2 protein-coding genes are annotated in these 1,404 nt (G+C 55.3%); both read right to left on the bottom strand.

Annotation, left to right across the window (positions count from 1 at the left end; genetic code table 11):
- Window positions 1-460, bottom strand: a 460-nt coding sequence (locus AC1DVF_RS29260) for a hypothetical protein (RefSeq protein WP_477783637.1), incomplete at its 3' end; no start/stop codon positions are given.
- A gap of 95 nt (window positions 461-555) precedes the next feature.
- A partial coding sequence (locus AC1DVF_RS29265; RefSeq protein WP_477783638.1) for a DUF3320 domain-containing protein occupies window positions 556-1,404 on the bottom strand: 849 nt, incomplete at its 5' end.

A 1,404-nucleotide genomic window follows, 5' to 3' on the forward strand; every position in this document is an offset into this window, starting at 1 on the left:
CCCCGAAGCCAACCATTTTCAACAGACGCATCAAAGCGAAGCCATAACGTGCTTCGGCATCATCTCGCAGCGGAGCGATTTCCACTGCGACGTAGCGGTGATCCGGATAGTTTTTCCGTATGAATGCTTTGACGTGCTCCGCAAACTCAAAAAAGACGTTATACCCACCCCGGTACTTATCATCGATTGTGATGTAGTCGATCACAATCAGGTCGTGGTCGCGCAGGTGTACCAATTGACAGTAACCCGCGAGATCACTGTTGATGAAGAATGCAAGAACGTGAAAGCGGTCATCGAAACGCTTATTGTAATTATTTAGCCAGTGCCCGATCTCGTTGGTGTCCGTTCGAAGAGACGGAGGGGTATGGGTTGCGTAGATTGCGATTGCGCCCGCGTAGTTGGCATCGGAGGTTGACTTGATTTCTTTGATTGAATAGCTGGCCGAATAGTCAACTTGCATCTGCTGATAATTCCTAGTTATCGTCAATTAGACCGTTTCAACGGCATAGCAAGCCACATCCACAGCGCGAAGTATCCTTCTCGAAACCGCCGGCTCTATGTTTGGATCGCCAGCATATTGTCGTTCTCGAGAATCGCTTGGCGCTGAATGAGCGAGTCCACGACATCCGAGATTCGCTCACGGACCTGAGCACTAATGGCGCGCACGCCGATGGCCCTAGCCACACGCTCAACTACCTGTGAACGGCTCGCGCCAAAGTTGCGATCGACGATGAGCATCACAGCCGCGGCGAGTTCGGTAGGCGGCAGCATGTCGGGCCTACGCAAAGCGATGGAGATGACCTCCGACCGATCGCGGATAGCCGGCTGCGTCTCAGGAAGCGATAGAAAATCACCATCTTTAGCGAGGTAGCGTTGGCCTACGGCGACGTCGATGGCAGCACTCACCGCCAGCTGTATACGGCTTCCCGCTCGCCTCACACCCCAAGCATCACGAATCCGAGAAACGACCTCGTCCACGTGCACGGGACCTTCAATGCTGACTGCCTCAACAACCAACTGCGTGATCACTCCCTTGGGGACTTCGTGCAGCTCTTCAGTGCGGTGCGCAGGCCGGTTCAACTTCGCTTCTTCGTATAACGGGAAAGGGTCCGAACCCTCTTCCGGCACATCCTCACGTTCAACGTAAGTCCCCTCCCGGTCAAGAGCAAGGGCCAACGCCGCCTCTTCAACCCCTTCGTCGAACGCCTTACGCGCTGCCTCGATCCGGAGACAAACCAGCTCGAGTTGCTCCACCGGCCTTTGGAACCAGTCGGTACTCCAGATGCGATGAAGATTCCAGCCATGGTCTTCAAGCACTTGCTGACGAAGGCGATCACGATCGCGGGCAGACTGCGCATCGTGGTATGCGGCACCGTCGCATTCGATACCGAGGAGGAAGCGACC

It is taken from the genome of Pseudomonas sp. P4_D7 (genome assembly GCF_056401755.1).